The sequence below is a fragment of the Paenibacillus sp. sg306046 genome (genome assembly GCF_059821225.1).
In genome coordinates, this window is sequence record NZ_JCAMRT010000021.1 from 45,081 (window position 1) to 69,461 (window position 24,381).

The 24,381-nt window shown below is 55.3% G+C and carries 21 protein-coding genes and 3 pseudogenes; 18 read left to right on the forward strand and 6 right to left on the reverse strand.

The window, feature by feature from the left end:
• Positions 1-186 precede the first annotated feature (186 nt).
• The 4 genes from AC6ROY_RS19675 to AC6ROY_RS19690 all read left to right on the forward strand — a co-directional run bounded on the left by AC6ROY_RS19675 (position 187) and on the right by AC6ROY_RS19690 (position 4,951).
• Positions 187-1,470, forward strand: coding sequence for a metal-dependent hydrolase family protein (locus AC6ROY_RS19675; RefSeq protein ID WP_500102305.1), 1,284 nt, complete (start codon positions 187-189; stop codon positions 1,468-1,470).
• 35 nt (positions 1,471-1,505) lie between these two features.
• Positions 1,506-2,948, forward strand: coding sequence for an MDR family MFS transporter (locus AC6ROY_RS19680; RefSeq protein WP_500102306.1), 1,443 nt, complete (start codon positions 1,506-1,508; stop codon positions 2,946-2,948).
• A gap of 84 nt (positions 2,949-3,032) precedes the next feature.
• Entirely contained in the window at positions 3,033-4,205 is a 1,173-nt protein-coding gene (locus AC6ROY_RS19685) for an FAD-dependent oxidoreductase (protein ID WP_500102307.1), read from the forward strand.
• A gap of 53 nt (positions 4,206-4,258) precedes the next feature.
• Positions 4,259-4,951, forward strand: a complete 693-nt coding sequence (locus AC6ROY_RS19690; RefSeq protein WP_500102308.1) for a TetR/AcrR family transcriptional regulator — start codon at positions 4,259-4,261, stop codon at positions 4,949-4,951.
• A 130-nt stretch (positions 4,952-5,081) separates the two neighbouring features.
• Here the strand turns inward: AC6ROY_RS19690 and AC6ROY_RS19695 are convergent.
• The 5 genes and pseudogenes from AC6ROY_RS19695 to AC6ROY_RS19715 all read right to left on the reverse strand — a co-directional run.
• Positions 5,082-5,165: pseudogene (locus tag AC6ROY_RS19695) on the reverse strand (IS3 family transposase); the annotation flags it as partial.
• 261 nt (positions 5,166-5,426) lie between these two features.
• Positions 5,427-6,347, reverse strand: a pseudogene (locus AC6ROY_RS19700) (IS256 family transposase); the annotation flags it as partial.
• A gap of 114 nt (positions 6,348-6,461) precedes the next feature.
• Positions 6,462-6,803: a zinc ribbon domain-containing protein YjdM gene (locus AC6ROY_RS19705; RefSeq protein WP_500102309.1), complete on the reverse strand. Its 342-nt coding sequence runs from the start codon at positions 6,801-6,803 to the stop codon at positions 6,462-6,464.
• A gap of 215 nt (positions 6,804-7,018) precedes the next feature.
• The gene (locus AC6ROY_RS19710) at positions 7,019-7,531 is read right to left on the reverse strand and encodes an SRPBCC domain-containing protein (RefSeq protein WP_500102310.1); all 513 of its coding nucleotides are present in this window, start codon (positions 7,529-7,531) and stop codon (positions 7,019-7,021) included.
• Positions 7,532-7,551: 20 nt separating this feature from the next.
• Complete coding sequence (locus AC6ROY_RS19715) at positions 7,552-7,887, reverse strand: ArsR/SmtB family transcription factor (RefSeq protein WP_500102347.1); 336 nt, start codon at positions 7,885-7,887, stop codon at positions 7,552-7,554.
• Between the two features lie 349 nt (positions 7,888-8,236).
• On the opposite strand from AC6ROY_RS19715, the gene AC6ROY_RS19720 reads away from it, so the two are divergent.
• The 14 genes and pseudogenes from AC6ROY_RS19720 (at position 8,237) to AC6ROY_RS19785 (ending at position 23,729) form a co-directional block, all read left to right on the forward strand.
• On the forward strand, positions 8,237-9,949 hold the full coding sequence (locus AC6ROY_RS19720; RefSeq protein ID WP_500102348.1) for a sensor histidine kinase: 1,713 nt from the start codon (positions 8,237-8,239) through the stop codon (positions 9,947-9,949).
• Positions 9,946-10,323: pseudogene (locus AC6ROY_RS19725) on the forward strand (response regulator); the annotation flags it as partial. The gene AC6ROY_RS19720 and the pseudogene AC6ROY_RS19725, both read left to right, overlap by 4 nt.
• A gap of 1,236 nt (positions 10,324-11,559) precedes the next feature.
• Positions 11,560-11,871, forward strand: coding sequence for a helix-turn-helix transcriptional regulator (locus AC6ROY_RS19730; protein ID WP_500102349.1), 312 nt, complete (start codon positions 11,560-11,562; stop codon positions 11,869-11,871).
• A 261-nt stretch (positions 11,872-12,132) separates the two neighbouring features.
• Positions 12,133-13,830, forward strand: coding sequence for an extracellular solute-binding protein (locus AC6ROY_RS19735; RefSeq protein ID WP_500102311.1), 1,698 nt, complete (start codon positions 12,133-12,135; stop codon positions 13,828-13,830).
• A 92-nt stretch (positions 13,831-13,922) separates the two neighbouring features.
• Positions 13,923-14,813, forward strand: coding sequence for an ABC transporter permease (locus AC6ROY_RS19740; RefSeq protein ID WP_500102312.1), 891 nt, complete (start codon positions 13,923-13,925; stop codon positions 14,811-14,813).
• A gap of 16 nt (positions 14,814-14,829) precedes the next feature.
• Positions 14,830-15,714 carry a carbohydrate ABC transporter permease gene (locus tag AC6ROY_RS19745; protein WP_500102313.1) on the forward strand — a complete coding sequence of 295 codons (885 nt, stop codon included), beginning with the start codon at positions 14,830-14,832 and terminating at the stop codon, positions 15,712-15,714.
• A gap of 212 nt (positions 15,715-15,926) precedes the next feature.
• Positions 15,927-16,586, forward strand: a complete 660-nt coding sequence (locus AC6ROY_RS19750) for a TetR/AcrR family transcriptional regulator (protein WP_500102314.1) — start codon at positions 15,927-15,929, stop codon at positions 16,584-16,586.
• On the forward strand, positions 16,567-17,898 hold the full coding sequence (locus AC6ROY_RS19755; protein ID WP_500102315.1) for an MFS transporter: 1,332 nt from the start codon (positions 16,567-16,569) through the stop codon (positions 17,896-17,898). Before AC6ROY_RS19750 ends, AC6ROY_RS19755 begins: the two co-directional genes overlap by 20 nt.
• Positions 17,888-18,058: a hypothetical protein gene (locus AC6ROY_RS19760; protein ID WP_500102316.1), complete on the forward strand. Its 171-nt coding sequence runs from the start codon at positions 17,888-17,890 to the stop codon at positions 18,056-18,058. The genes AC6ROY_RS19755 and AC6ROY_RS19760 overlap by 11 nt, the downstream gene beginning before the upstream one ends.
• A 303-nt stretch (positions 18,059-18,361) precedes the next feature.
• Positions 18,362-19,570 carry an ornithine--oxo-acid transaminase gene (gene rocD / locus AC6ROY_RS19765; RefSeq protein WP_500102317.1) on the forward strand — a complete coding sequence of 403 codons (1,209 nt, stop codon included), beginning with the start codon at positions 18,362-18,364 and terminating at the stop codon, positions 19,568-19,570.
• A gap of 86 nt (positions 19,571-19,656) precedes the next feature.
• Positions 19,657-21,207: an L-glutamate gamma-semialdehyde dehydrogenase gene (gene pruA, locus AC6ROY_RS19770; protein ID WP_500102318.1), complete on the forward strand. Its 1,551-nt coding sequence runs from the start codon at positions 19,657-19,659 to the stop codon at positions 21,205-21,207.
• 186 nt (positions 21,208-21,393) lie between these two features.
• Positions 21,394-22,323: a proline dehydrogenase family protein gene (locus AC6ROY_RS19775; RefSeq protein WP_500102319.1), complete on the forward strand. Its 930-nt coding sequence runs from the start codon at positions 21,394-21,396 to the stop codon at positions 22,321-22,323.
• A gap of 15 nt (positions 22,324-22,338) precedes the next feature.
• Positions 22,339-23,298, forward strand: coding sequence for an arginase (gene rocF, locus AC6ROY_RS19780; protein ID WP_500102320.1), 960 nt, complete (start codon positions 22,339-22,341; stop codon positions 23,296-23,298).
• 134 nt (positions 23,299-23,432) lie between these two features.
• Entirely contained in the window at positions 23,433-23,729 is a 297-nt protein-coding gene (locus tag AC6ROY_RS19785) for a hypothetical protein (protein WP_500102321.1), read from the forward strand.
• A gap of 150 nt (positions 23,730-23,879) precedes the next feature.
• Here AC6ROY_RS19785 and AC6ROY_RS19790 read toward each other — a convergent pair whose 3' ends face one another.
• Positions 23,880-24,224, reverse strand: coding sequence for a hypothetical protein (locus AC6ROY_RS19790; RefSeq protein ID WP_500102322.1), 345 nt, complete (start codon positions 24,222-24,224; stop codon positions 23,880-23,882).
• Between the last annotated feature and the right edge of the window lie 157 nt (positions 24,225-24,381).

The window sequence follows — 24,381 nt, forward strand, 5'->3', positions numbered from 1 at the left end:
GTATCTTGAGCGAGTCGGCGAACGGACGAAAACACACAACGAACATTGTTCTTGACGAACTATGTTCGTTGTGTTATAACTGAAATGTGCTTATTAGAGTTCAATAAGCATGCTCTCGAAGTTGAAACCCTGCGAATGAGCGTGAAAACAGGCGAAAACAATACTTTATAGTGGGAGGCAAGCAAAATGATTACAGCAATCACAAACGCAAAAATTTTTGACGGAGAGAAAGTAATTGAAGCCACAACGGTCTTGATTGAGGGAGATAAGATTATATCGGTAGGCGGTGCAGTACCAGAGCATGCGGTCACGATCGATGCCAAAGGAAAAACATTATTGCCAGGTCTGATCGATGCTCACGTACACACATCCGAAGAAGGCTTGCGTGACGCATTGAACTTCGGTGTTACAACTGAGCTAGAAATGATGGGTGGATTCACGAAAAGCGGTCGGGAGGAACAACTGAAAGGAATTGAGGATATTGCCGATGTACGCTCCGCAGGAATGGGACTTACACCACCTGGGGGACACCCCGACGAACTTATGCCTGGAGATGGAGAAATTCCGGATTTTGTATTGAAAGAGTTGGAGAAGCTGAGTGAGGAGGAGCGTAATGCCAGGTTGGCAGCGCATGCTCATGCTCATGATCATGAGGCGGCTAAGCTTGCGAGTCCTGACGAAGCAGTGGCATTCGTCCAAGAGCAAGTCAGGCAAGGTGCCGACTATATCAAGATTATGATAGAAGAAGGGTCGGTGTTAGCAGCGCCTGGTTTACCTGTTTTAAGCCAAGAAATTATGAGATCTGCCGTTGAAGAAGCTCATCGGCAGAATAAGATCGCGTTGGCTCATGTACTGACTGTCGAAGCAGCCAAAAAAGCGATTGATATTGGTATTGACGGACTGGCACACCTTTTCATTGATCGACCAGATACCACTGCTGATCTAGTGAAAATGATTGCGGATGCCGATGTTTTCGTCACGCCATGTCTCGTTTTGAACTCCTCCATCATTCGAAACTCCGCCTCCGGATTAGCATCGGATTCGCGTGTGAACGCCAAACTTAGTGAAGAATGGATCGAAACGTTAAATTCCAGTTTTAACACCTATCCGCAAGGCAGCATGGAAGACAACTACCGGAATGTGATGGATCTTCATCGCGCAGGTGTAGATATCCTGGTTGGCACAGATGTTTCCGTGCCTGTTCCTTCATTGGGCGGGCTTGCCCATGGTGCTAGCGTACACCATGAGATGCAGCTATTGGTGGAAGCTGGATTCACGCCTATAGAAGCCCTGCAATCCGCTACCTCGAAGACGGCTCGCCGTTTCAGCTTGAATGATCGTGGACGTATTGCTGAAGGGGCTAGAGCAGACTTAGTCTTGGTTGACGGCGATCCAACAACCCGTATTTCCGACACTTTATCGATTAGCGAAGTATGGTTACGTGGTGATCGGAAAATTAACAAAGGGTGAAATAGAAAATACGGAAAGGAGTGTGGATAATCGACATGGGGTCAGTAAATAATACCGCAAGTATGCAAGCCGAATTTTCATTAAAAAACGTATTGCCGTTGCTGCTTGCAGTGGCTTCGGGAATGTTCCTCGTAATCTTGGATAGTACGATTATGAACGTGGCAGTACCGAAATTGGTAAGCGCCTTTGACACCAATCTCAGCACCATTCAATGGGTCATTACGGCCTACACTTTGTCATTATCAGCCGTTATTCCGCTCGCAGGCTGGTTCTCGGACCGCTTCTCGTCAAAACGGATGTTTTTAACGAGCATCGTGTTATTTGTGTTTGCTTCAGTGCTGTGCGCGCTGGCGCAAACGCCTGAGCAACTGATCCTCTTCCGTATCCTTCAAGGACTCGGCGGGGGCATGGTTGCCCCAATTGGGATTGCAACGGTGTTCTCCGTTTCACCTCCCGACAAACGTGGTTCGGTCATGGGGATTCTGGGGATTCCAATGTTACTCGCACCGATTCTCGGCCCTGTTCTGTCTGGTTGGCTTATTGAGTTTATCAATTGGCACTGGATCTTTTTCATCAACGTGCCGGTTGGCTTTATCGCGTTACTAATGGCATGGAGATACCTCCCTGCAGCGAAGCCGAAGCACAACAGCAAGCTCGATGGAGTTGGCGCACTCTTAGCTCCGATTTCCTTCGCCTCGTTGGTCTTCGGGGTTCATCAAGCCGGTGAGAAGGGCTGGTCGGATGTATGGACGTTTGGTTCACTCCTATTCGGTACTGTCATGCTTACCATATTTATCTGGCATGAGTTGCGGCAGAAATTCCCCCTGCTGGAGCTTAGGGTATTTCGCTCTCCAGCATTCGTACATGGGATTCTCGTCGCGTGGCTAAATCAGATTGCGTTATTTGGCAGTATTCTGTTGTTCCCTCTTTATTTGCAGCAGGTTAAAGGCCTTTCCCCGCTTGAGGCTGGACTGTATGTCATTCCACAGGCAATCTTGTCAACAGTGGGAATCAACCTTGGTGGCAAATTGTTTGACCGTTACGGAGTTAAACCCGTTGCCATTATGGGCATTCTGTCCTTATCTGTCTCATTACTCGCGCTGACACAAGTTAACGCTCATACCAGTCCATGGTACATGATGTGTAGCTTTGCCTTTGCAGGACTTGGCCAAGGATTGACAATGATGCAGATCAATACTCATGTTCTCAAATCGGCTCCGAAGGAATTGGTCAGTCGCGTTACTCCGATAACAACCTCAGCCCAGCAAATCATGTCATCCTTCGGAGTAACGATTACGATGGCTTTTCTAGCTGAAAAAATGAGAGAACTACCTTTCGGGCATACTCTCAATCAGTTGGGTGAGGCTTTTGGTTCCACGTTCTGGATCACTCTCGGGTTTGCAATTGCGGCATTAGTACTCAGTTTATTTTTTGCAAAGCCTACACAAAATAGGACTGCCTTGCCTCAAGAGAAATAGTTGTATTATGCGGTCTTGAACGAACGATGTTCCTTAAGAACAGAGTTCACAATAAAGATTTTTCATTTAAAGGAGAGGTTTTCAATGACAACAATTACGAAAGATCAAAAACGTATCGCCATTATCGGAGGAGGCCCAGGTGGTCTTACGCTTGCGCTCATTCTTCAGCATCATGGCATTCCGTCCGTCATTTATGAGCGGGAACTGGAGGACAAGAGTCATGAACGCGGAGGTTCCCTTGATATTCATGAGGAATCCGGTCAACAGGCACTGAAGGAAGCCGGACTTTATGAGGCCTTTCAAAAAGTGGCTCGTTATGAAGGGGAGGACTTTCGGCTTTTTGATAAGACGGGGAAATGTTATATGGATGAAGTAGCCGATGAGGATACTCCAGGAGGGCGGCCAGAGATCGACCGTGGCGTACTTTGCGATTTACTCTTAAGCAAGTTGGACCCAGCGATCATCCGCTATGGATATAAGCTAGACAAGGCCGTTTCACTATCGAGTGGCATGACGGAGCTTCATTTCGAGAACGGGTTCGTCGATACCGCGTATCTTGTAGTTGGGGCGGACGGAGCCTTCTCCCGTGTTCGTCGGCTGCTTTCGGATACGGATGTGAGTTATTCCGGACTAACCATGTTAGAGCTTAATGTTGAAGACGCTGCTAAACGTTATCCTGATTTGGCTGCGTTCAACCGTCGAGGCAAAGTGTTTGCACTGGACGATAACAAAGGGATTTTGGGGCAGTTGAATGGTGATGGGCGCATTAAGGTCTATACGAGTCTGTGGGTGGATCGGGAATGGCTTGAAACAAGCGGTATTAGGTCTGAAAACCCTCAGGAAGCAAAAGCAAAACTACTGGAGATCTTCCAAGATTGGGATGATTCGCTCAAAAATTATATCCGCTATGCGGCGGATGCAGTTCTTCCAAGACGGATTTACATGTTACCGGTTGGATTCAAGTGGAAAAGGAACTCCGGTGTTACACTGATCGGTGACGCGGCCCACGTCATGTCTCCGTTCGCTGGCGAAGGCGTTAATATGGCGATGCGGGACGCAATGGAGCTTGCACTTGCGATCGTACGGAATGAAGATCAAGCAAAAGCGATCGAGGATTATGAGGAAAAGATGTACGCCTACTCTTCGGAGATGGCTCGGGAATCAAACGATAATCTCGTTCTGTGCTTCTCGGATGATGCAGCCCGGAAGCTTAACGAGCTTATGAGTTCGTACCATGAGCAGTATAAGGAAGCGTAATCATGCCCGAAAGACGAATTTACTATTCCCTTTTGGTATGATATAAAAAAAGTATGATGAAACCTAACCGTATAATTGTAAGTCGCCGGGCTCGTCCGGCCAAAGAACCGCTCAGTCATGAGTTGATTGTAAAGACCGCCTACGAGTTGCTCAAAAAAGAAGGCACCTCTGGCATGAGTATGCGGAAGGTGGCCAAAGCACTGGACACCGGACCTTCCTCACTCTATGTTTACGTAAAGAATTTGCAGGAGTTGAGCTCCTATGTGCTCGATTATGGGCTTGGAGAGCTCGTGCTGCCAGAGCTAACAGAAGGCCATTGGAAGGAACAGCTATTCCGGGCTTTGGAAGCATATGTGAGGTTGCTGATCGAGCAGCCTGGACTTGCGGAGCTGTCACTTCAGGCAATTCCGGTAGGGACCCATGCATTCCGGTTAAATGAATACCTTCTTACGCTCCTGCATAAGGGTGGTATTACGTCCACTTCCGCTGCTTGGGGAATGGATCAATTATTGCTTTATGTTTCCTCAATCGCTTTCGAGAGGGCCGCTAGGTCCAAGCACGGAGAGGAGCAGATGAATGCCATTCAACAGTCTTACCAAGCTGCAGACCCGGTTCGTTTCCCTCATATTCACAGTCTGAAAGAGGAGTTGTTTTCCGGAGACACCGTTTCGAAGGAAAGGTTCTATTGGGGAATTGAAGTGATCTTGAACGGTATTGTGCAAGCTAACGGTTTGCAGCGGAGCTAGATCAGTTGTTGGACGGCAACGGCTCACTGGTTTAGCTGCAGAAACGAATTTTGAACAAAGCGAGAACAAAGAAAGGGTTATCCTTTGTGAACTGCCCCCCGCCAAGTAGACAGTACAAATAAGCAAAAAATTAGGCGGCCTTCGTCCTGAATTCTATGGGACTGAGTCCGTTTAATTTTGCCTGTAAACGCTCGTTGTTGTAAAAGTGAATATAAGATCAATATCTTGCTTTCAAATGTGCGGTATGTATTCAGGTAGTATGGAGTTGCCAAGAAGAGTGCAGTTTGAAAACACCCTCATAGAGATTGTCAACTAAAATGTGTAACCTCTGAAAACAAATCTAGCAACTGCGAAGCCACAGCTTGACCTAGAGCCTCTGGCGGGTCCGGTGCTCCCGCGATGGGCGAAGCGACTAAAGGGCCTGTTTCGCTCCGGCGATCAGCCTACCAGACCCGCCTCCTCCGCATCAAGCTACTTAGCGCACCTGGACGCGCTCTGGATAACATACGGTTAACTGCAGCAGGATTTGCCCCCAGTGCTGCACCCGTCCTGTCCATTTCCGTACCACGTCCATGGTCGCCAGGTACAGCATTTTCAGCAAGGCGTCATTGGTCGGGAACATCGTCTTTCCCTTGGTCACCTTGCGCAACTGACGATGATAACCTTCGATCATGTTCGTCGTGTAGATCATTTTGCGAAGCTCTGGCGGGTACATAAAGAAGGTCGAGAGCTCGTCCCAATTCTGTCGCCACGACTTCACGATGAGCGGGTATTTCTGTCCCCACGTCTCTTCAAAACGGTCCAGCTCCAGCAAGGCAGCTTCCTCTATTGCGGCTTTGTAAATGGGCTTTAAATCCGATGTCACTCGCTTTAAGTCTTTGTAGGACACATACCGTACCGAATTTCGGATTTGGTGCACGATGCGTTTCTGGATGTCTGTTTTTGGATAGCAGGCACTGATCGCTTGGCTGAAGCCTGTCAAATTGTCCACACACACCAGCAAGATATCCTGTACACCGCGGTTCTTCAGGTCGTTCAACACGCTCATCCAAAACTTGGACGACTTGTTTTCGCCAATCCAGATGCCCAGCACATCCTTGTTGCCATCCAGATCGACACCGATCACGATGTAGGCCGCTTTGTTCACGATCGCCCCGTCCTGCTTCACCTTAAAATGAATCGCATCCAGGAATGCAAGGGCGTAGATGGGCTGTAACGGGCGGTTATGCCATTCCTTGATCAAGGGCATGACCTTATTCGTCACATTGGAAATGAGCGCAGGTGAAACCTCAATGCCGTATAGTCCCTGCAGATGGTCTTGAATGTCTCGCGTACTGACTCCCTTGGCATACAAGGCTGTAATTTGATCCTCGATGCCTGTCATGTTGGTTTCGTTGTCATATTCGTTACCTCCGAAGCTTAATCTTTGATAGGTTTAGTATGCCCCATCTCGATTGTTTTCAAAGGTTCCATTTTTAATTTTACACTCCCCTCCGATCAGCTCTTGCGCTTATATTTTTTTCACAAATTCGGATTTGAGCTGCATCGCGCCGAAGCCGTCGATTTTGCAGTCGATGTCATGATCGCCGTCCACCAGGCGGATATTTTTCACCTTGGTGCCGATTTTGATGACCGAGGAGCTGCCCTTCACTTTCAAGTCTTTAATGACGGACACGGAGTCGCCATCGCGCAGCACGTTGCCGTTTGCATCCTTGACTGTTTTGAGCGCTTCGGTCGGCTCGGCTGCGTCTTCCAGCGACCACTCATGGGCGCATTCAGGGCAAATCAGCAGCGCGCCGTCTTCATACGTATACGGGGAATGACAAGCTGGGCAATCAGGCAGGTTAGACATAAGTTCGGTGCTCCTTTGTTTGTACGATTGTAGGCCAATTGAGGCTGGAAATTCCTTTACAAGTATAGGTGATCTTGCGCGGCAATGCCAGCGCTTGCCTATCTTTGAATCAATTTGAAGCTCAATACCGATAGATTTGATGATACAAAAAAAAATCTCCAGCCCCGCCAAGGCGGATCGGAGACTTTTGATGAATGGGCCATTCAGGCCGTTTATTATGCCTGCGCCGCTTGCAGATGCTCGGACAGACGATCCCAGGTTTCGGTGATCCCTTGCTCCATGCCCATGGCGAGCACAGCCTTGAGCGCTTCTTCGGACGCGTATTTCCCGTGGCTGATGACCGTCGTTCCGGTTGGCGTTTCCTCGAAAATCAACGTGACTTCGGAAGAAGGCATGTCAGCCGCTTCATTGCCCTCGGCGTCGGAGAAATAATCGGTGTAGACGAAGCGCTCGCCCGGCACAATTTCCTTGTACACGCCCTTGCCCCACGACTCCATTCCGAAAAAATCGCCCTGCCGCTCATCCTCACATTTCATGCAATAATGCCAAGCGCCGCCCGGACGGAAATCAATCGTACATACGGTCAGTGTCCAGCCGCGCGGACCCCACCATTGCTTCAGATGCTCCGGGTCGGTAAAGGCTTGAAAAACCAGCTCGCGCGGCGCTTGAAATACGCGCTCCATGGAGAGCACAGGACCTTCAACGTGAAAATTCATCGTAGTAGACATGAGATATTCCTCCTGAAAGGTTAGTTTGAATCTGGCGGGTCAGCTGGCGCTTGCAGCTTCTGCAAATACAAGTCCAGATTGTCGAAGCGTTCATCCCACAGCAGCAGGTAACCGCGCAGCCACACATCCAGCTCACGGAACGGCTCGCGGCTTAGACGATAATTGCGGCGATTGGCGACAGCCTCCACCTCGACGAGTCCGGCTTCCAGCAGCACGCGTAAATGCTTGGACGCCTGGGGCTGGCGCAGCTCTACCCGCTCGGCGATTTCACCTACCGTTAACGGCCCGCCGCGCAGCAGCTCGACGATTCGCAGCCGGCTCGGCTCGGACAAGGCGCTAAAGAAGGCAACGTCCATCATGGGGGTCATGCGGCACAGTCTGCTGCTGCCAAGCCTCGGGTACGGTGCCGCGTTCTCCTGTGCGAATCATATCGGTTCACCCCGCTTTTTGTAGGCATCGTACTCTGATATGAATATACCATATTGAGAATATTCCTGTAAAGGAATATTTATTGAATTCGGGCAATCCGCTGGTCAATGGGGCAAGACGGCTGGTCAGTGTTCCGACTCCTATGCTAACATGGGAGTCAAACAGCCCTTCTCTGAGCCGCCGCCTGCGCGCGCTCCGATGAAGCGGACAACAGCGAGGGGAGCTGCGACTGTGGCTGCACCAAGGAATAAATGGCGGGTTGCCCTGTACGATTATTTGACACTCAAGCGGAGAATTATCATCATTTTCATGTTCAGCACGCTGACCCCGTTCCTCATCATCGGCCTCATTTCGTATTACGCGATTTACTCCATTCTGACCAACAAAATCCAGACCGGCGTCCAGAGCAACCTCAAGCAGGTCGAACGGTCGCTGGAAAACACCATTGCGAACTTGAATCATGTGTCCCAGCAGCTCGCTTTCGAAGGGACGGTTGGCAAGAAGCTGGATCAGCTGCTGGCGACCGATACGCCCTACGAGAGCTTTAAGCTGACCGATGAGCTGAAGGAGGAGCTGCGGCTGATCACCTTTACGAACCCGGCGATTGGCTTGACGTTTTATTATTTCAAAAATGAAGGCGCTGCCCACTTTGAAAATCTGAGCGTTCGGCCGGATTTTTCCCCCGAGCAGCTGCCGCTGCTGGCGAAATACGACCAGATTTCTTATTATGGTCCCCATGTGAGCAATAACAATTCGGATAATCAGATTGTGCTGTCGGCGCTGCGCAAGGTCGATCTGCCGGAACGGGATGATGTGTATGTGTATATCGAGACGGGCTTCCGGCTGACGCAGCATATTTTGAGCAATGATTTGTTCAGCGACGGCATTTCCCATCTGGTGCTGGATAATGAAGGGCGCATTGCGTACAGCGAAACGCCCGCTATTTTTCCGAAGGATGCGATGGCTCCGGAAGTCGTCCGCGCGAGCCAGTCCGGCTCCTACAAAGATCATTATTGGTTCAGGGAGACGAGCAACCAGGGCTGGAGTGTCATCACCGTTATTCCCAAGGCAGCCTACAATAAAGAAATGAATCGCTGGTTTATGCAAATTTTGCTGTTTTCCTTCCTGTTTTTGATCGTCAGTATGCTGCTGGCGTGGCTGCTGTGGAAGATGGTGTATCGTCCGCTGAACAAATTTAACAAAGAAATCAAGCAGATGGCGCAAAGCCGTTCTCAAGCCGCCCTCAAGCCTGCGCGGACGCACATTCCGGAGTTCGATTATTTGCTGCACCAGTTCGGGCAAATGAAGGAGCAAATCTGGGAGCTGTTCGCGGAGGTGGAGCAGAAGGAGAAGCGTCGGGTTGATCTGGAGGTGGAGAAGCTGCTGCATCAGATTAATCCGCACTTCCTGATGAACACGCTGGATACGGTGCATTGGCTTGCGGTCATGAACGGCCAGACGGAAATCGACCGGCTTGTGTCGTCGTTGAACAAGCTGCTGTATTACAATCTCGGCAAGCTCGGACAAGCCTCGACGGTGCAGGAGGAGGTCGATGCTTTGCAGCAATATTTGATTTTGCAGCAGATCCGGTACGATTTTCAGTTTGATGTGCGGCTGCAGGTGGACGAGGAGGTGCTGCAGGCGCCGATTCCGCGGTTTATTTTGCAGCCGCTGGTGGAAAATTCGCTGTATCACGGGCTGCATGATGATGGCAGCATTCAGGTCGAGGTAAAATACAACGCAGGGCATATTGAGCTGGCGATCCATGATAACGGTGCGGGCATGAGTGAGGACATGATCGAGCATGTGCTGAATAACCGCGACGCGGTGAACCGCAAGGTTGGACTGGGCATCGGCATGAACTATGTGAAGCGGATGCTGGAGAGCCAATACGGCGATGCGGCGAGCCTGCAAATTAAAAGCGTCATAGGGCAAGGCACCAGCATTTATATGAGCTTGCCGATTGTAAAGGGGGTAGCGATTGGATGATTAGAGTGCTGGTGGTCGATGACGACAAGCTGGTGCGCAAGGGGCTGATTTCGGCGATGCCGTGGCAGTCGTTCGGAATGGAGGTCGTCGGCGAGGCGAGCAACGGGGAGAAGGCGCTTGAATTTCTCTCCCGGCAGCCGGTGGAGCTGCTGCTGACGGATTTGGCGATGCCTGTCATGTCGGGCATTGAGCTGATGAGAATCGTGCGCCGACAATATCCGCAGCTGCCTGTCGTCGTGCTGACCTTTCATCAGGATTTTGAATATATCCAGGAGGCGCTGCGGCTTGGCGCAATCGACTATATCGCGAAGGTGCAGCTGGAAAAGGAGCATTTCGACGAGGTGCTTGGCCGGATTGCCGCTCGGATCAGCGAGCGGGAAAGCGATGGGGCGGGCGCAGGCGAAGGTGCGGCAGGCGCTGGTAGGGATAAAGGTGCGGCAGGCGCTGGTAGGGATAAAAGTGCGGAAGGTGCTGGTACGGGTAAAGGTGCGGCAGGCGCTGGCGGGGATGAAGGTGCGACGGGTGCTGGTAGGAATGAAGGTGCAGCAAGCGCAGGCAACGGTACGGCTGGGGCGGGTACAGGCATGGGCCCAGATGCAGGTATGGGACCGGATAGCGGCGGAGGCGCAGACCGAAGTACGGGCGCCGGTATAGTTGCGGCTGCGGGTAGTCGCGCAGGTAGCGGTTTGAACTCAAGGGCGGGGAACATTAGCTCCGATGTGCCACCGGCGGACACCGGGTATGCATTTCTGTCGCTCAAGCCCGGCCATGCCTCGGGAGCAGCGGAGCCGCCGCTGTCCGATGCGATTCGCGAGCAGCTGGTTGAGGTTGGCTTGCAGCTGTGGCTGTGGCATCCGGCCGCACAACCGAAAGCGGCAGCCGCAGCAGCAGAAGCCGGAACGGCAGCTTCGGAAGGGCCGCTGGCGCTGCCGCCGGAGCTGGGTCGGGCGTTTCGGCCGGAGCAGGGCTGGGGGACTGTCCGGCTGAACGGGCTGGGCGTAGTGCCGTCCAAGGAGCTGTACGCGGCGCTGCTGGCGTACAAGGAAGGCGAGTTTTTCTACGACTTCGACCCGCGTGGCGCAGAGACGGTGCTCAGGTTTGGCGGGGCAGTCGCAACGACGGCGGAGCTGGAGACGGGAGCTGGGCGGCGGCCGGAGGCAAGGCATTCCGAGCAGTCGGCGCAGTCGCCGGGGAACGAGCAGAAAGGCCAGGCGGCAGCGGGTGCTGCCACATATAGGGGCGGATTGGCTGCCGACCCAGCCGGACTTCCGAGCGGGCGAGAGGTTGACGGAAGGACGATGGAAGAAGGCATGTCCCGGCTGAAGGCGCGCTGGTCCAGCCATGAATGGATGCATCAGGACGAGCTGTTTGCACAGCTGCTGGAGGAGCTGCGGCTGCTGCGGCTGCCCAAAGCCCGGCTGCTCGGCTTGCTGTACGCACTGCTCGATGATTGGAACCGGCTGGCTGAACCGCTCGGCCTGGCACGTGTAGAGCTGGCGGAGCCGCTTGATTACGGGTACGAGGTGGAACAGCGGCTGCTGGGGATTCGCCAGCTGATCCGGCGTTCCCTGGAGCGGTCCGCTTATTCGCAGGAGGTCGCCGCTGCGGTCATGAAGGCGGCCAGCCTGATCCGGCAGGAGCTGGACCAGCCGTTGACAGCCGCTGATGTCGCGCGGCGCGTCAATATGAGCCGCAGCTACTTCAGTCAATGCTTCAAGGATATTGTCGGCCGGACGTTTAACGATTATGTGCGGCAGACGCGGCTGGACAAGGCGAAGGAGCTGCTGCTGTACACAAACCGAACGATCGCCTGGATCGCAGAGCATACCGGATACACGGATGAAAAGTACTTCAGCCGCACGTTCCGCGAGTATGCCGGGGTGCTGCCCAGTGAATTTCGCAACGGCGGCTTGCGAAGGTAGAGAAATGTCCGCTGTCAGGGTGGACGAATGTCCGCGGGGCGGTCGGCAGACCGGAAGGGAAAGCGACCTTCCGGTCATTTGTCATCCCTAATCTGTAACCGCTTTCTATCCGGGCAGGCGGCCGATTTATGATACCTTTAAGAGGCAAAGCAGCATACGTGCAGGGGCGATGAGCGCTTGATAAGCATGGCAGCACCCGGAGTTGCCCGGCATTTATGTCCATCGCATGGAAAATGAACCTACAGGAAGGAAGGGGATCATATGCGCACCACCCCAAAAGCTATCCCATTGCTGCTGGCGTCGCTGCTGGTCGTGATGACGGCTTGCAGCAGCACGCCTCAGGACCAGCCGTCCGCACCGGCCAAGGAGGGCGGCGCGGCAACCGCAGGTCCAGCCGATCCGTTCGGTAAGTATGAGAAGCCGGTGACGATTAATATCGGCAAGGAGGTCAACCCGTCCGACAAAACGCTCCCGGCCGGCGACAGCACGGAAAATAACCAATACACCCGGTACGTAAAGGAGCAGCTGAACATTGAAGCGAAAAACGCCTGGCAGGCGGCGACCGGCAAAGACTATGATCAGAAGGTCAACCTGTCGGTCGCCAGCAACGATCTGCCTGATGCGATGATCGTCAATGACACGCAGCTGCGCCAGATGGTGAAGGCGAATCAGCTGGCCGATCTGACCGAGGTCTACAATCGGTATGCCTCGCCTGCGGTCAAAACGATCATCGAAACGACGAAGGGACTGGCGACGAAAAACGTTACGTTTAACGGCAAGATGATGGCCATCCCGAACGTCACGACGGAATCGGATATGGTGCATATGGCGTGGATTCGCAAGGACTGGCTGGATAAGCTGGGTCTGCAGCCGCCCAAAACGATCGACGATCTGGAGAACATCGCCAAAGCGTTCGTGGAGCGGGACCCGGACGGCAACGGCAAGGCGGATACGATCGGCATCGTAGGTCCGCAATCCGGCAGCTTGCTGCATGCCAACTTTATTACGCCGAACAACAATAACTACGGCTTCGACCCGGTGTTTTCGTCGTATCACTCGTATCCGGGCTTCTGGCTGAAGGGCGCTGACGGCAAGGCGGTGTACGGCTCTCTGCAGCCGCAGACGAAGCAGGCGCTGGCGAAGCTCGCCGACTGGTACAAAAAAGGACTGATCGACAAGGAAATCAGCATCCGCAAAGACTCCGCCGAGCTGGTCAAAAGCGGCCAGGCCGGCATCTGGTTTGGCATGTGGTGGGCAGGCTACGGGCCGGTGGGCGACGCGGTCAAAAACGATCCGAAGGCGAACTGGCAAGCCTATACGGCGCCGCTGGACGCAAACGGCGAGTTTACGCCGCATATGGGCACGCCGTCCAACAAATTCCTTGTCGTCCGCAAAGGCTACGAGCATCCGGAAGCGGCGTTGAAGATGGTTAACCTGCTGCTTCGCGATGAGTCATCGCTGGACGTGAAGGTGTCGCTGGACAACTACCCGCTCCGGCTTGTATTTGCCCCGATGGATGAAATGGACGTTACGTACAAGATGATGAAGGAAGTGCTGGCCGGTACGAAAAAGCCGGAGGAGCTGGATTTGCCAGGCTACAAGCTGCTGAAAAACGATGCGATGACGGTGAAAAAGGTGAAGCTGGAGCCCTACGACAAGGTAGATATCGAATACTGGAATCCGACGGCGGACATGGGCGTCTGGAAGCGGATGTATTCCACCTTCGTCGGCGTGGGCGCGCTGCAGAAGCCCTACAAGAAGACGTACAGCCTGACGTACGCGATGACCAAGACGATGGAGTCGAAGTGGCCGACGCTTGAGAAGCTGGAGAAGGAAGCGTTCCTGAAAATTATTATGGGCGCGGCGCCGGTGGATTCCTTCGATACGTTCGTGCAGGAGTGGAAGAAACAGGGCGGCGATCAGATTACGGCCGAGGTCGAGGAGCAGGCGAAGCAGTAGACGAGAGGGCGGGGACACCGGCGCTTCCGGTGTCTCCCTGCCTGAGCAATCAGGAAAAATCATGAACGAGCAGGAAAGAGGAGTGGAGCGGCATGAAATCCAGAGGCTTCGTCAAGCATTACTATCTCATGCTTCTGCCGGGCTTCGTGTGGCTGACCTTGTTCAGCATCGTGCCGATGTTCGGGTTCGTTATTGCGTTTCAGGATTTTAATCCGGGGCTCGGTATGCTGCATTCCGAGTGGATCGGGTGGGATAATTTCGAATATTTATTTTCGCTGAGCGATAGCCAGACCGTTATCCTGAACACGCTGCGCATTGCGGTAATGAAAATCGCCGCCAATTTGATCGTACCGCTTGTATTCGCCCTGCTGCTGCACGAGCTGCGGATGGCGATATTGAAGCGCTGGATTCAAACGCTTGTTTATTTGCCGCATTTTTTGTCCTGGGTGATTTTGTCCGGTATTTTACTTGATGTATTTGCGTACAAAGGTCCTGTCAACCTGATGCTGTCGGTGTTTGGCGTCGAACCGATTTTATTTTTCGGAAAGGCCGAGCTGTTCCCGTATTTAATCGTGGGCAGCGACGTCTGGAAGGAGTTTGGCTTTAATACGATCATTTATTTGGCCGCGTTGACCGGGATCAACCCTTCGCTGTATGAGGCGGCTGCGATCGACGGAGCTTCACGCTTCAAGCGGCTGTGGCATGTCACGCTGCCCGGCATGACAACAACGGTTGTGCTGCTGGCGGTGCTGAGCTTGGGCAATGTGCTGAATGCGGGCTTCGATCAGGTCTTTAACCTTTACAATCCACTCGTCTATTCGACCGGAGATATTATTGATACGTGGGTATACCGTACCGGTCTTGTTAATTTGCAGTACGGACTGGCGACGGCAATGGGGCTGTTCAAATCGGTCATCAGCTTCATCCTGATTACCGTGTCCTATATGCTGGCGTCGAAGTTCGCCAATTATCGTATTTTCTAAACAAAGGAGCATCGTTATGGTCAGAGAAATGACAATCGGCTCCAAAGTATTCGACGCGCTGCTGGTCGTTGTGCTGACGGGAATCGCGCTGCTGTGCCTGCTGCCGCTTTGGTATACGCTGGCGATTTCGCTTAGCACGAATTCCGCTGCGGAGGCCGGACTTGTGAAGCTGTGGCCGGTCGGCTTCAATCTGAACTCGTACAATGAAATTATGGGCGACGCCAAGTTTTTCAACTCGTTCTGGATTTCCATCCAGCGGGTTGTGCTGGGCGCAGGCGTCAGCTTTGTCGTCACGGTGCTGATGGCGTACCCGCTGTCCAAATCCAACAAGGAGCTGCCGCTTCGCAATGTGCTGATGTGGGTACTGGTGTTCACGATGCTGTTTAACGGCGGGCTGATCCCGTGGTACCAGACGGTGAAGGCGCTGGGGCTGATTAACAGCATCTGGGGACTGGTGCTCGGCCATAGCGTGCCGATGTTTAATGTGATTCTCGTCGTCAACTACTTCCGCAACCTGCCCAAGGAGCTGGAGGAAGCGGCCCTGGTGGACGGCGCGGGTCCGTGGTACATGCTGGTCAAGGTGTTTATCCCGCTGGCTGTGCCGGTGCTGGCGACGGTCACGCTGTTCAGTATCGTGTATCACTGGAACGAATTTTTCAACGGGCTGGTGCTGATGTCCAAGGCGGATAAATATCCGCTGCAAACGTACATCCAGCAGCTTGTCGTCGTGATCGACGCGTCCACGATGGACACGGAGCAGCTCAAGCGGCTGAGCGAGCTATCCAACCGGACGCTGAACGCGGCGAAAATATTTATCGCGATGATCCCGGTGCTGATCATTTATCCGTTTTTGCAGCGGTTTTTTATTCACGGCATTACGCTGGGATCGGTGAAGGAGTAAGCGAGAGACGGCAATTGGCGTATAACAGATGGCAGTTCATGCATAGACCGTGTCCTGGGATGAAGGGCGGTCTATTTTTGTTTGAGGCAAATACGGGGGTTAGATCGACAATAGGGCATCCAATCGGGCAAGCAGATTCTTGACAAGACGAGCCAAGATCCACTACTATAATATATAGACCGACGGTCAGTCTATAGAATGGAGCGGTGACAATGCGAATAATCAAGGAGCCCGAGGAGCGGAGAACGGAAATCCTGGATGCGGCAGAGCGCATGTTTCAGTCGAAAGGCTACGGAAAAGCAACAATAAATGATATTTTGAATGAAATCGGTATTGCCAAAGGCACGTTTTATTATTATTTCAAATCCAAAGAGGATGTGCTGGACGCGATTGTGGACCGATATGTAGAGAAGGGAGTTCGGGCGGCGAGGGCGATTGCGGCGGATGACCGCTTCACTGTGTATGAGAAGCTGCTGCACATCATGCTGGCGCAAAAGCATTCGACGGAAGACAAGCCGTATTTGGCCGAGGGATTGCATGATATCAATCACGCGCAGATGCATCAGAAGAGCTTGTCGGAGACGGTGGTGCGGCTTACGCCCGTGTTGCAGGAGGTGATTGAGCAGGGCGTTCGGGAGAAGGTATTCGCCACGCCTTACCCAAGGGAGTCGATCGAGCTGCTGCTGGTGGCTGCGGTGACGCTGTTCGACGAAGGGATTTTCCGCTGGCGGCCCGATGAGCTGGAGGTCAAAATCAACGGCTTCATCTACGCGATGGAGACGCTGCTGGGAGCGAAGGCGGGCAGCCTGGCTTCTATAGCGGGCTTGCTTCGTCCGGTGGAGGTGAGTGAACGTGAACGCGACGAACAATAAGCCATTCCGCAATTTTCTCATTCTATGGCTGGGTGAGCTGTTTTCCAGCATCGGCAGCGGCTTGACGGCATTTGGACTTGGCGTCTACGTCTTTCAGGAGACGCAGTCGGCGACGGCTGTCTCTCTCGTTACGCTTAGCGCCTTTTTACCTATTATCGTGCTGGCTCCGGTCGGCGGCGTGCTGGCTGACCGCTTTGACCGCAGGCTGATGATGCTGCTGGGCGACGGCGGCTCTGCGCTCGGTCTTGCTTATCTGCTGGTGGTAATGCTGACGGGCGAGGCCGCGTTATGGGAAATTTGCACAGCCGTTGCGCTTAGCTCCGTCTTCGCTTCCTTGACAGAGCCGGCCTATCGGGCGAGCATTAGCGATCTGCTTACCGAGGAGCATTTTGCCCGCGCGAGCGGCATGGTCCAGCTTGCAGGGGCCGCGAAATTTCTGATTTCGCCGGTGGTGGCAGGCTTGCTGCTTCAGGTCGTACAGGTGGAGCTGCTGCTTGCGCTGGATATGTCCACCGTCCTCATAACCTTCCTCACGATTACGGCTGTCCGCAGAAGCTTCGCCGCCAAGCCGGACAGCAGCCGTCAACAGCCGGTGCGGATGATGGAGGATTTGCGGGAGGGCTGGCAGCTGATCGTTTCAAGCCGGGGCGTCTTCTGCTTGACCTTGCTGCTGACGGCCGTCACCTTCTACATGGGGTTTCTGGAGACATTGTATACGCCGCTGGTGCTGCCGCTGGCCGACTCTCAAACCTTGGGGATCATGCAGTCGGTCAGCGCGACGGGCTTACTGCTGGGCAGCTTGTGTATCGGGATATTTAGCAAATATCGGAAATATACGCGGATGTTGTCCGTCGGCTTGCTGATCGCGGGGCTGTTTTTTGCTTTGATCGGGGTTTCCCCTCATGTTGCGGTGATTGCGGCGGCTGGCTTTCTGTTTTTTGCAGCGATGCCGTTTGTCAATACGGGCGCTGACGTACTGATACGCACCAACATTCCGAATGAAGCGCAGGGCAGGGCATGGGGGATTATCGGCGTCATCTCCCAATTAGGGTACATCGTCGCTTATGCATCCGCGGGACCGTTGGCGGACCGCCTGTTTAATCCGCTGCTGGAGGAGGGCGGGAGCCTCGCATCAACGGTTGGCGCGTGGATCGGCGTCGGCACGGGACGGGGCATCGGACTATTATTCATCGTATCCGGGCTGTCAGTCATTGTGCTGGGGCTGGCTGTGGCCCGGATGAAATCCGTTGCTGCTCTGGAGAGTCCGCTCTTTTCCGACCCGTCGGAAGGGAGCAGGGCACATGTTACGTAAAGGGATCATGCGGGATCTGCAGCGCAATAAAATGATCACGACCGTACTGTTCGTGTTCGTGATGCTGTCCGCGTTGCTCGCCGCCAGCGGCATGCAGATGATTACTCGCCTGGCCGGCTTGGGGTGTGGCCGGGTATGGGCGGACGTATACGCTGGCTAACAGGATGGCGAAATGAGGCTGAGAGGGTTCGGCGTTTCACCGTAGACAGGAAGACGGACGCAGCTTGTGCGCGTCCGTCTTTCTTTTTTTTAAGTGGCCCAAAACCGAAATAAGCGGTTGGCGAATCCAATGAGCATAGGAACGGGGATGAAAAAGCAGCATCGGAGGCGAAGATGGAGTAACGAGTACCTATATACCGCCATCGAACCTTCCTGCGGGCTGCGGAATAAGCTATCGTACATAAGCATTGGATTAAATGTCGGAATATTCCGAAATAAACTTCCGCACAAGGGGGCGGCTTCGATGAGCAAATCCGATGACGCGATCCGCGGCGCCGAGCGTTACGGCGCTCGCAATTACAACCCGCTGCCGGTGGTGATTGTCCGGGCGGAGGGGGTGTGGATGGAGGATGCGGCAGGCAACCGCTATCTGGATATGCTCAGCGCGTATTCCGCGCTGAATTTGGGCCATCGGCATCCGCGAGTGATCCGAGCGCTGCTTGATCAGGCAAGCAAGGTGGCTCTGACGTCGCGAGCCTTCCACCATGAGCAGCTCGGCCTGTTGTATGAACGGCTGCACCGGATGACGGGCAAGGCGCGGTTTCTGCCGATGAATACAGGCGCAGAGGCCGTCGAAACGGCGATTAAAGCCGCCAGACGCTGGGCGTATCGGGTCAAGGGAGTGCCGCCGGAACAGGCGGACATCATGGTGTGCGCCGGTAATTTTCACGGGCGGACGCTGACGGTCACTTCCTTCTCGACAAGTGACGCGTATAAGGACGGCTTCGGCCCGTTTACACCGGGCTTCACGGTTATTCCCTTCGGCGATGCCCCGGCGCTGCGGCAGGCGATCACTCCGCATACGGCTGCATTTCTGGTGGAGCCGATTCAGGGGGAGGCGGGGATCGTCCTTCCGCCGGACGGCTATTTGCGCGAAGCGGCCGACATTTGCCGGGAGCAAGGCATTTTGCTGATCGCCGATGAAATTCAAACGGGCCTCGGGCGGACCGGACGAACCTTCGCCTGCGACTGGGAGGCGGTGAAGCCGGACATTTACGTGCTGGGCAAGTCGCTCGGCGGCGGTGTACTGCCTGTGTCGGCGATCGCGGCGGACGACGAGGTGATGCAGGTATTTGATCCGGGCTCGCACGGCTCGACCTTCGGCGGCAACCCGCTCGCTTGCGCTGTTGCGGCCGAGGCGCTGCAGGTGCTGGAGGAGGAGAAGCTGGCCGAGCGGGCGCTTGAGCAGGGAGACTATTTGCTTGCCCGGCTGCGGGTGCTGGAGAAACGGCCGTGGGTCAAGGAGCTGCGCGGGCGCGGGTTATTTATCGGGATCGAGCTGCACGGTCCGGCCCGTCCGTATTGCGAGGATTTGATGCGCCGGGGGCTGCTGTGCAAGGAAACGCATGAGACGACGATCCGACTCGCCCCGCCGCTGACGGTCAGCCGTCAGGAGCTGGATATCGCGGTGGAACAGCTGCTGGCGTCGCTGGCAGTCGAACGCAGACCGTGACCGTGACCGGCAGCGCAGCTTAGACGAAAAAGGCCACAAGAAGTGCCGCATACGGGAATATAATGTACGGAAGGAGGGGGACGGCTATGATTCCATACGCACCTGAGCCGTTGACGGATTATACGAATCCGTCTGAACGGCAGAAGCTGACGCAGGCGCTCGGACTTGTACGATCCAGACTGGGCCGGGATTATCCGGCGCTGATCGGGGGCTTGCCGCATACGACGTCGCAGCGCATCATGTCGATCAATCCGGCGAACAAAGCCGAGATCATCGGCGCCGTCGCCAAGGCGGATGTGGCGCTTGCGGAGCAGGCGGTAGCTGCGGCTGCGGCGCAGTTTCCGGCATGGTCGCGGGTGAAGCCTGAGACACGCGCCGCGTATTTGTTCAAGGCGGCCGCGCTGTTGCGCCGCAGCAAGCATGAATTTTCCGCCTGGATGATGGTGGAGGCGGGCAAGACATGCGCAGAGGCCGATGCCGATACGGCCGAGGCGATTGACTTTATGGAATATTACGCGAGGCAAATGCTGGAGCTGACCGGGCGCGGGGCGGCGCAGCTCGTTCGCATTCCCGGCGAGCATAACGAGCTTGTTTATATGCCGCTGGGTGTAGGGGTCATTATCCCGCCCTGGAATTTTCCGCTGGCGATTCTTGTGGGCATGACGACTGCTGCGCTTGTTGCAGGGAATACGGTTATTGTCAAGCCGTCCAGCCAGACGCCGGTTATCGCCCACCGTTTTATGGAGCTGCTGCGCGAAGCGGGACTGCCGGAAGGCGTGGTGCAGTATGTGCCGGGCAGCGGCAGCGAGATCGGAGATTATTTGGTCGGGCATAAGCTGACCCGCTTCGTCTCTTTCACCGGCTCGCGGGAGGTCGGGCTTCACCTGCATGAGCTGTCAGCCCGCACGCCGCCCGGCCAGCTGTGGCTGAAACGGTTTGTCGGCGAGCTTGGCGGCAAGGACGCGATTCTTGTGGATGCGGATGCCGATCTGGCCGCTGCCGCTGCGGGCATCGTAGCCTCGGCGTTCGGCTATTCCGGGCAAAAATGCTCGGCCTGCTCGCGGGCTATCGTGCATCAGGACGTCTACGATGAGGTGCTGGAGCGCTCCCGGGAGCTGACGGAGGGGCTGAAGCTCGGCGATCCGCTCGACCTGTCCAGCGACCTCGGGCCGGTGATCGACAGCTCCGCGTACGCGAGTATTACGTCAGCGATTCGTCACGGGCAGCAGGAGGGCAGGCTGGTGACAGGGGGGAGCTATGACGACTCCACCGGTTATTTTATTACGCCGACCATTTATGCGGATGTGGCGCCGGCCGCCCGGCTGATGCAGGAGGAATGGTTCGGGCCGCTGCTGGCAGTTGCCCCGGCGGCTTCGCTGGAGGAAGCGATCGCTATCGCCAACCTGTCCGATTACGGCTTGACGGGCGCGATTTATACGAATAACCGCACATGGATTGAGCGGGCCAAGCAGGATTTCCATGTCGGCAATCTATACGTGAACCGCAAATGCACCGGCGCGACGGTCGGCGTCCATCCGTTCGGCGGGTTCCAGCTGTCGGGCACCGACTCGAAGGCGGGCGGCCCGGATTATTTGCTGCTGTTTACGCAGCCGAAGCTGATTGCGGAGCGGCTGTAGCGAGCGGGATGCATGGGCGTGATGTGCACGGGTGCAACCCAACTATAAAGCGGCAAGCTGCGGCGAGGGAGTGAAAGGAAGTCGGCAAGGCAGCTCCTTCATAGGGATGCTGGCTGGCAAGCATTGCGGATTCAGCCTGTATAGCAGCTTGCCCGCCAGAAGGAGCGATGGAAGGAGGCGTGCGGGATGGATGTGCATCTGATGTATCGCCGGGCGCTGCTGAAGGCGGCCGGGCAGCCCGCCGTCCGGCGGCTGCTGGAGAAGCGGGGGATGGACTGGGGCGTTCGGCGGTTTGTCGCCGGACATTCGTTGTCCGAGGCAGCCGAGCAGGTTCGCGGCTTACATGAGCAAGGCTTGTATGCAACGCTTGATCTGCTTGGCGAAAGCGTGACGGATCGCGAGCAGGTGAAAGAAGTTCGCCGCAGCCTGACGCAGCTGCTGGATACGATTCATGAGCAGCGCTTGCAGGCTTACGTTTCGCTCAAGCTGTCGCAGCTTGGCTTGCTGGTAGACGAAGCCTTGTGCCGGGATCAACTGGAGGTGCTTGTCGAGCGAGCGAAAAGCTACGGACAGTTTATCCGGATTGATATGGAGGATTCGACGCTGACCGCGCCGACGCTGCGAATTTTCGAGCATCTGCTGCGTCAGTACGGGCCGGAGTCAGTCGGCGTTGTTATTCAAGCTTATTTGCGCCGGTCGCGGGACGACGTGGAGCGGCTGACGCAGCTTGGCGCCAATCTCCGCATTGTCAAGGGCGCCTACCGGGAGCCGCCGGACATCGCTTACCCGGATAAGCGGGAGGTGGATGCCTGTTACCTGGAGCTGGCGCGCTGCGGACTGGAACGCGGAGCCTACACGGCGATTGCGACTCATGATCGAAGGCTGATCGAGGAGCTGAAGTCGTTTATCCGGGAGCGAGGCATAGAGCTGGATCGGTTCGAGTTTCAAATGCTGTACGGCATCGCCGGCGGACTGCAGCGCCAGCTTGCGGAGGAAGGCTATCGCGTTCGGATTTACACGCCTTATGGCGAGCAGTGGTATCCGTATTTTAGCCGCCGGATTGCGGAACGGCCCGCCAATCTGTGGTTTGTCATCTGCAGCTTGCTGCGCGAGTGAAAAGGAGGAGATCCCATGCAACCGAACGGCAAACGGCAAGTTGCTGTGATCGGGGTGCCGTTCGACCGGGGCGCGGCTCGTTGCGGCTCGCGTCTTGGACCGGAAGCGATCCGCTGCGCCGGATTGCTGGAACGGCTGGAAGCGCTTGGCTTGCAGGTGGAGGATCTGGGTGATCTTCCTGCTGCCCGGTCCGGCCGGCTGCTGCCCTTGGGCCAGCAGCCGCTTCCTGATTTGGCACAGCTCAAGCATGTCCATGACATTGTGCGCGTCACTACTCAGCTGCGAGAGCATGTCGCCGCTGTTGTGTCCTCCGGGCGGTTTCCGCTGGTGCTGGGCGGGGATCATAGTTTAGCGATCGGCACGCTCGCGGGCGTCGCCAGCCATTACCGCAGCCTTGGCGTCATCTGGTATGATGCTCACGGTGATGTGAACACGGCCGACACGTCGCCATCCGGCAATATTCACGGCATGCCGCTTGCCGTGGCGCTTGGCTGCGGCGATCCGCTGCTGACAGCGATCGGAGGAGGGGCTTCCGCAAGCGGCACGACGGAGCCGGTTCATGTCATCCGGCCCGAGCATACGGTTCTGATCGGCGCGCGTTCGCTGGATGCGGGAGAAAAGCAGTTTCTGCAGGAGCGGGGTATCCGGGTGTTCACGATGCACGACATTGACCAGCTCGGTATCGGAACGGTGCTGGAGCGGGCGCTCGCGATTGCAGCACAGGGGACGGAGGGGGTGCATCTGAGTGTCGATCTCGATGCGCTTGACCCAACTGCAGCGCCGGGCGTTGGCACGCCCGTGCCTGGCGGGCTTAGCTACCGCGAAAGCCGCTTGGCCATGGAGCTGCTCGGGGCATCCGGTGCGATCGTCAGCGCTGAGTTCGTCGAGGTAAACCCTACGCTGGACGTGCGTAATGCAACGGCTCAGATTGCCGTCGAGCTGATCAGCGCCTTGCTGGGCGAGCGGCTGGACTGATCGAAGCGGGTACGGCCGTTCGGCTATGCAGGAGAAACAGTAAGCAAAGCATGTGTTTACGACGTGCGGACAAACAAGTGAGCTAGCATACGAACAATACCTGTAATCAATCAAGTAGAGAGGAGCAGCCGCCTATGCAGCAGCATTCAGGTTTTCAAAACGGTTATAGGCCGTGGGGAGGCTACAAGCGTGCCTTTGTTGCGGAGCAAGCGGCTCGCCTTATCGGCTATCCGGTCGGCATTTCGCTTGCGAACGGGCAAGGGGTATCGGGGATCATTTGCGGCGTGCAGGCGGGGGAGGTCTATGTACTTCAATATTTATATGGCAAGCAGTTTGCCACCTTCCATTATCCATTCGCGCATATTCAGGAGCTGCTTCCGTATCCGTCCTGCCAGCCGTCCCAGGCGGTGCAGCCGCAGCTTTATGGCTGATTACGATCGCTAACCCGCGTTAGAGGCGGCGACTGTCATCAGCATATTTTTGCGCAAGAGCGAGCCGCCAAGCGGCGGCTCGGAGGCTGCGGAACGGCGATTCAGCAATTCAGCGATTAGGGATTCGAAGGCGCGGCGTCTGCAGGACGGCTACAGCTTGCTGACATACACATAAGGACTGCGAATCGTGCTGTACGTGCCGGAAAGCTGATCAAGGCTGATAATATCGGCCTTCAGCAGCGCGTTAATTTTTGCAGAGTCAACCTTGGATATGCTGCGCCAAAGCTCAGGGTCGGGAAGCGCCTCAAACAGCAGCTGTTCGTTGAATTGCTTTTTTTCTTGGTAAATGACCTTGAGCGTATAATGGTTGAGCTTCAGCTCGGCCGTCTCGGGAACCATGGAAAGCACCTCCTTGCGAAGCGCCTCCAGCTCGTCTTCCAGACGTTTGTGCTGCTCCTTCAGCTCGCAATAGCGGGCTAATGTGTTTAGGTTCATCGTCAATCCCCCTATTTCACGGACATGTATGCCGGTGCTTGGTACAGCTTATGCCGCAAGGGGGACGGATAGACGTGATCGTTGCTTGGTGTGCCCTGATGCAGAACGGTCGGTCGCGCGGCTGGAGGTTTGCAGGGCTTACCAAGTGGCTGACCGG

What these genes read in the sequence shown, in the direction of transcription:
- AC6ROY_RS19790 (WP_500102322.1), bottom strand. Translation starts at nt 24,224, where the DNA reads ATGAACCTAAACACATTAGCCCGCTATTGCGAGCTGAAGGAGCAGCAC.
- AC6ROY_RS19690 (WP_500102308.1), top strand. Translation starts at nt 4,259, where the DNA reads ATGATGAAACCTAACCGTATAATTGTAAGTCGCCGGGCTCGTCCGGCC.
- AC6ROY_RS19715 (WP_500102347.1), bottom strand. Translation starts at nt 7,887, where the DNA reads ATGGACGTTGCCTTCTTTAGCGCCTTGTCCGAGCCGAGCCGGCTGCGA.
- AC6ROY_RS19760 (WP_500102316.1), top strand. Translation starts at nt 17,888, where the DNA reads ATGTTACGTAAAGGGATCATGCGGGATCTGCAGCGCAATAAAATGATC.
- rocD (WP_500102317.1), top strand. Translation starts at nt 18,362, where the DNA reads ATGAGCAAATCCGATGACGCGATCCGCGGCGCCGAGCGTTACGGCGCT.
- AC6ROY_RS19745 (WP_500102313.1), top strand. Translation starts at nt 14,830, where the DNA reads ATGGTCAGAGAAATGACAATCGGCTCCAAAGTATTCGACGCGCTGCTG.
- AC6ROY_RS19730 (WP_500102349.1), top strand. Translation starts at nt 11,560, where the DNA reads ATGAAGGCGGCCAGCCTGATCCGGCAGGAGCTGGACCAGCCGTTGACA.
- AC6ROY_RS19685 (WP_500102307.1), top strand. Translation starts at nt 3,033, where the DNA reads ATGACAACAATTACGAAAGATCAAAAACGTATCGCCATTATCGGAGGA.
- pruA (WP_500102318.1), top strand. Translation starts at nt 19,657, where the DNA reads ATGATTCCATACGCACCTGAGCCGTTGACGGATTATACGAATCCGTCT.
- AC6ROY_RS19775 (WP_500102319.1), top strand. Translation starts at nt 21,394, where the DNA reads ATGGATGTGCATCTGATGTATCGCCGGGCGCTGCTGAAGGCGGCCGGG.
- AC6ROY_RS19735 (WP_500102311.1), top strand. Translation starts at nt 12,133, where the DNA reads ATGCGCACCACCCCAAAAGCTATCCCATTGCTGCTGGCGTCGCTGCTG.
- AC6ROY_RS19675 (WP_500102305.1), top strand. Translation starts at nt 187, where the DNA reads ATGATTACAGCAATCACAAACGCAAAAATTTTTGACGGAGAGAAAGTA.
- AC6ROY_RS19710 (WP_500102310.1), bottom strand. Translation starts at nt 7,531, where the DNA reads ATGTCTACTACGATGAATTTTCACGTTGAAGGTCCTGTGCTCTCCATG.
- AC6ROY_RS19740 (WP_500102312.1), top strand. Translation starts at nt 13,923, where the DNA reads ATGAAATCCAGAGGCTTCGTCAAGCATTACTATCTCATGCTTCTGCCG.
- AC6ROY_RS19705 (WP_500102309.1), bottom strand. Translation starts at nt 6,803, where the DNA reads ATGTCTAACCTGCCTGATTGCCCAGCTTGTCATTCCCCGTATACGTAT.
- rocF (WP_500102320.1), top strand. Translation starts at nt 22,339, where the DNA reads ATGCAACCGAACGGCAAACGGCAAGTTGCTGTGATCGGGGTGCCGTTC.
- AC6ROY_RS19785 (WP_500102321.1), top strand. Translation starts at nt 23,433, where the DNA reads ATGCAGCAGCATTCAGGTTTTCAAAACGGTTATAGGCCGTGGGGAGGC.
- AC6ROY_RS19680 (WP_500102306.1), top strand. Translation starts at nt 1,506, where the DNA reads ATGGGGTCAGTAAATAATACCGCAAGTATGCAAGCCGAATTTTCATTA.
- AC6ROY_RS19750 (WP_500102314.1), top strand. Translation starts at nt 15,927, where the DNA reads ATGCGAATAATCAAGGAGCCCGAGGAGCGGAGAACGGAAATCCTGGAT.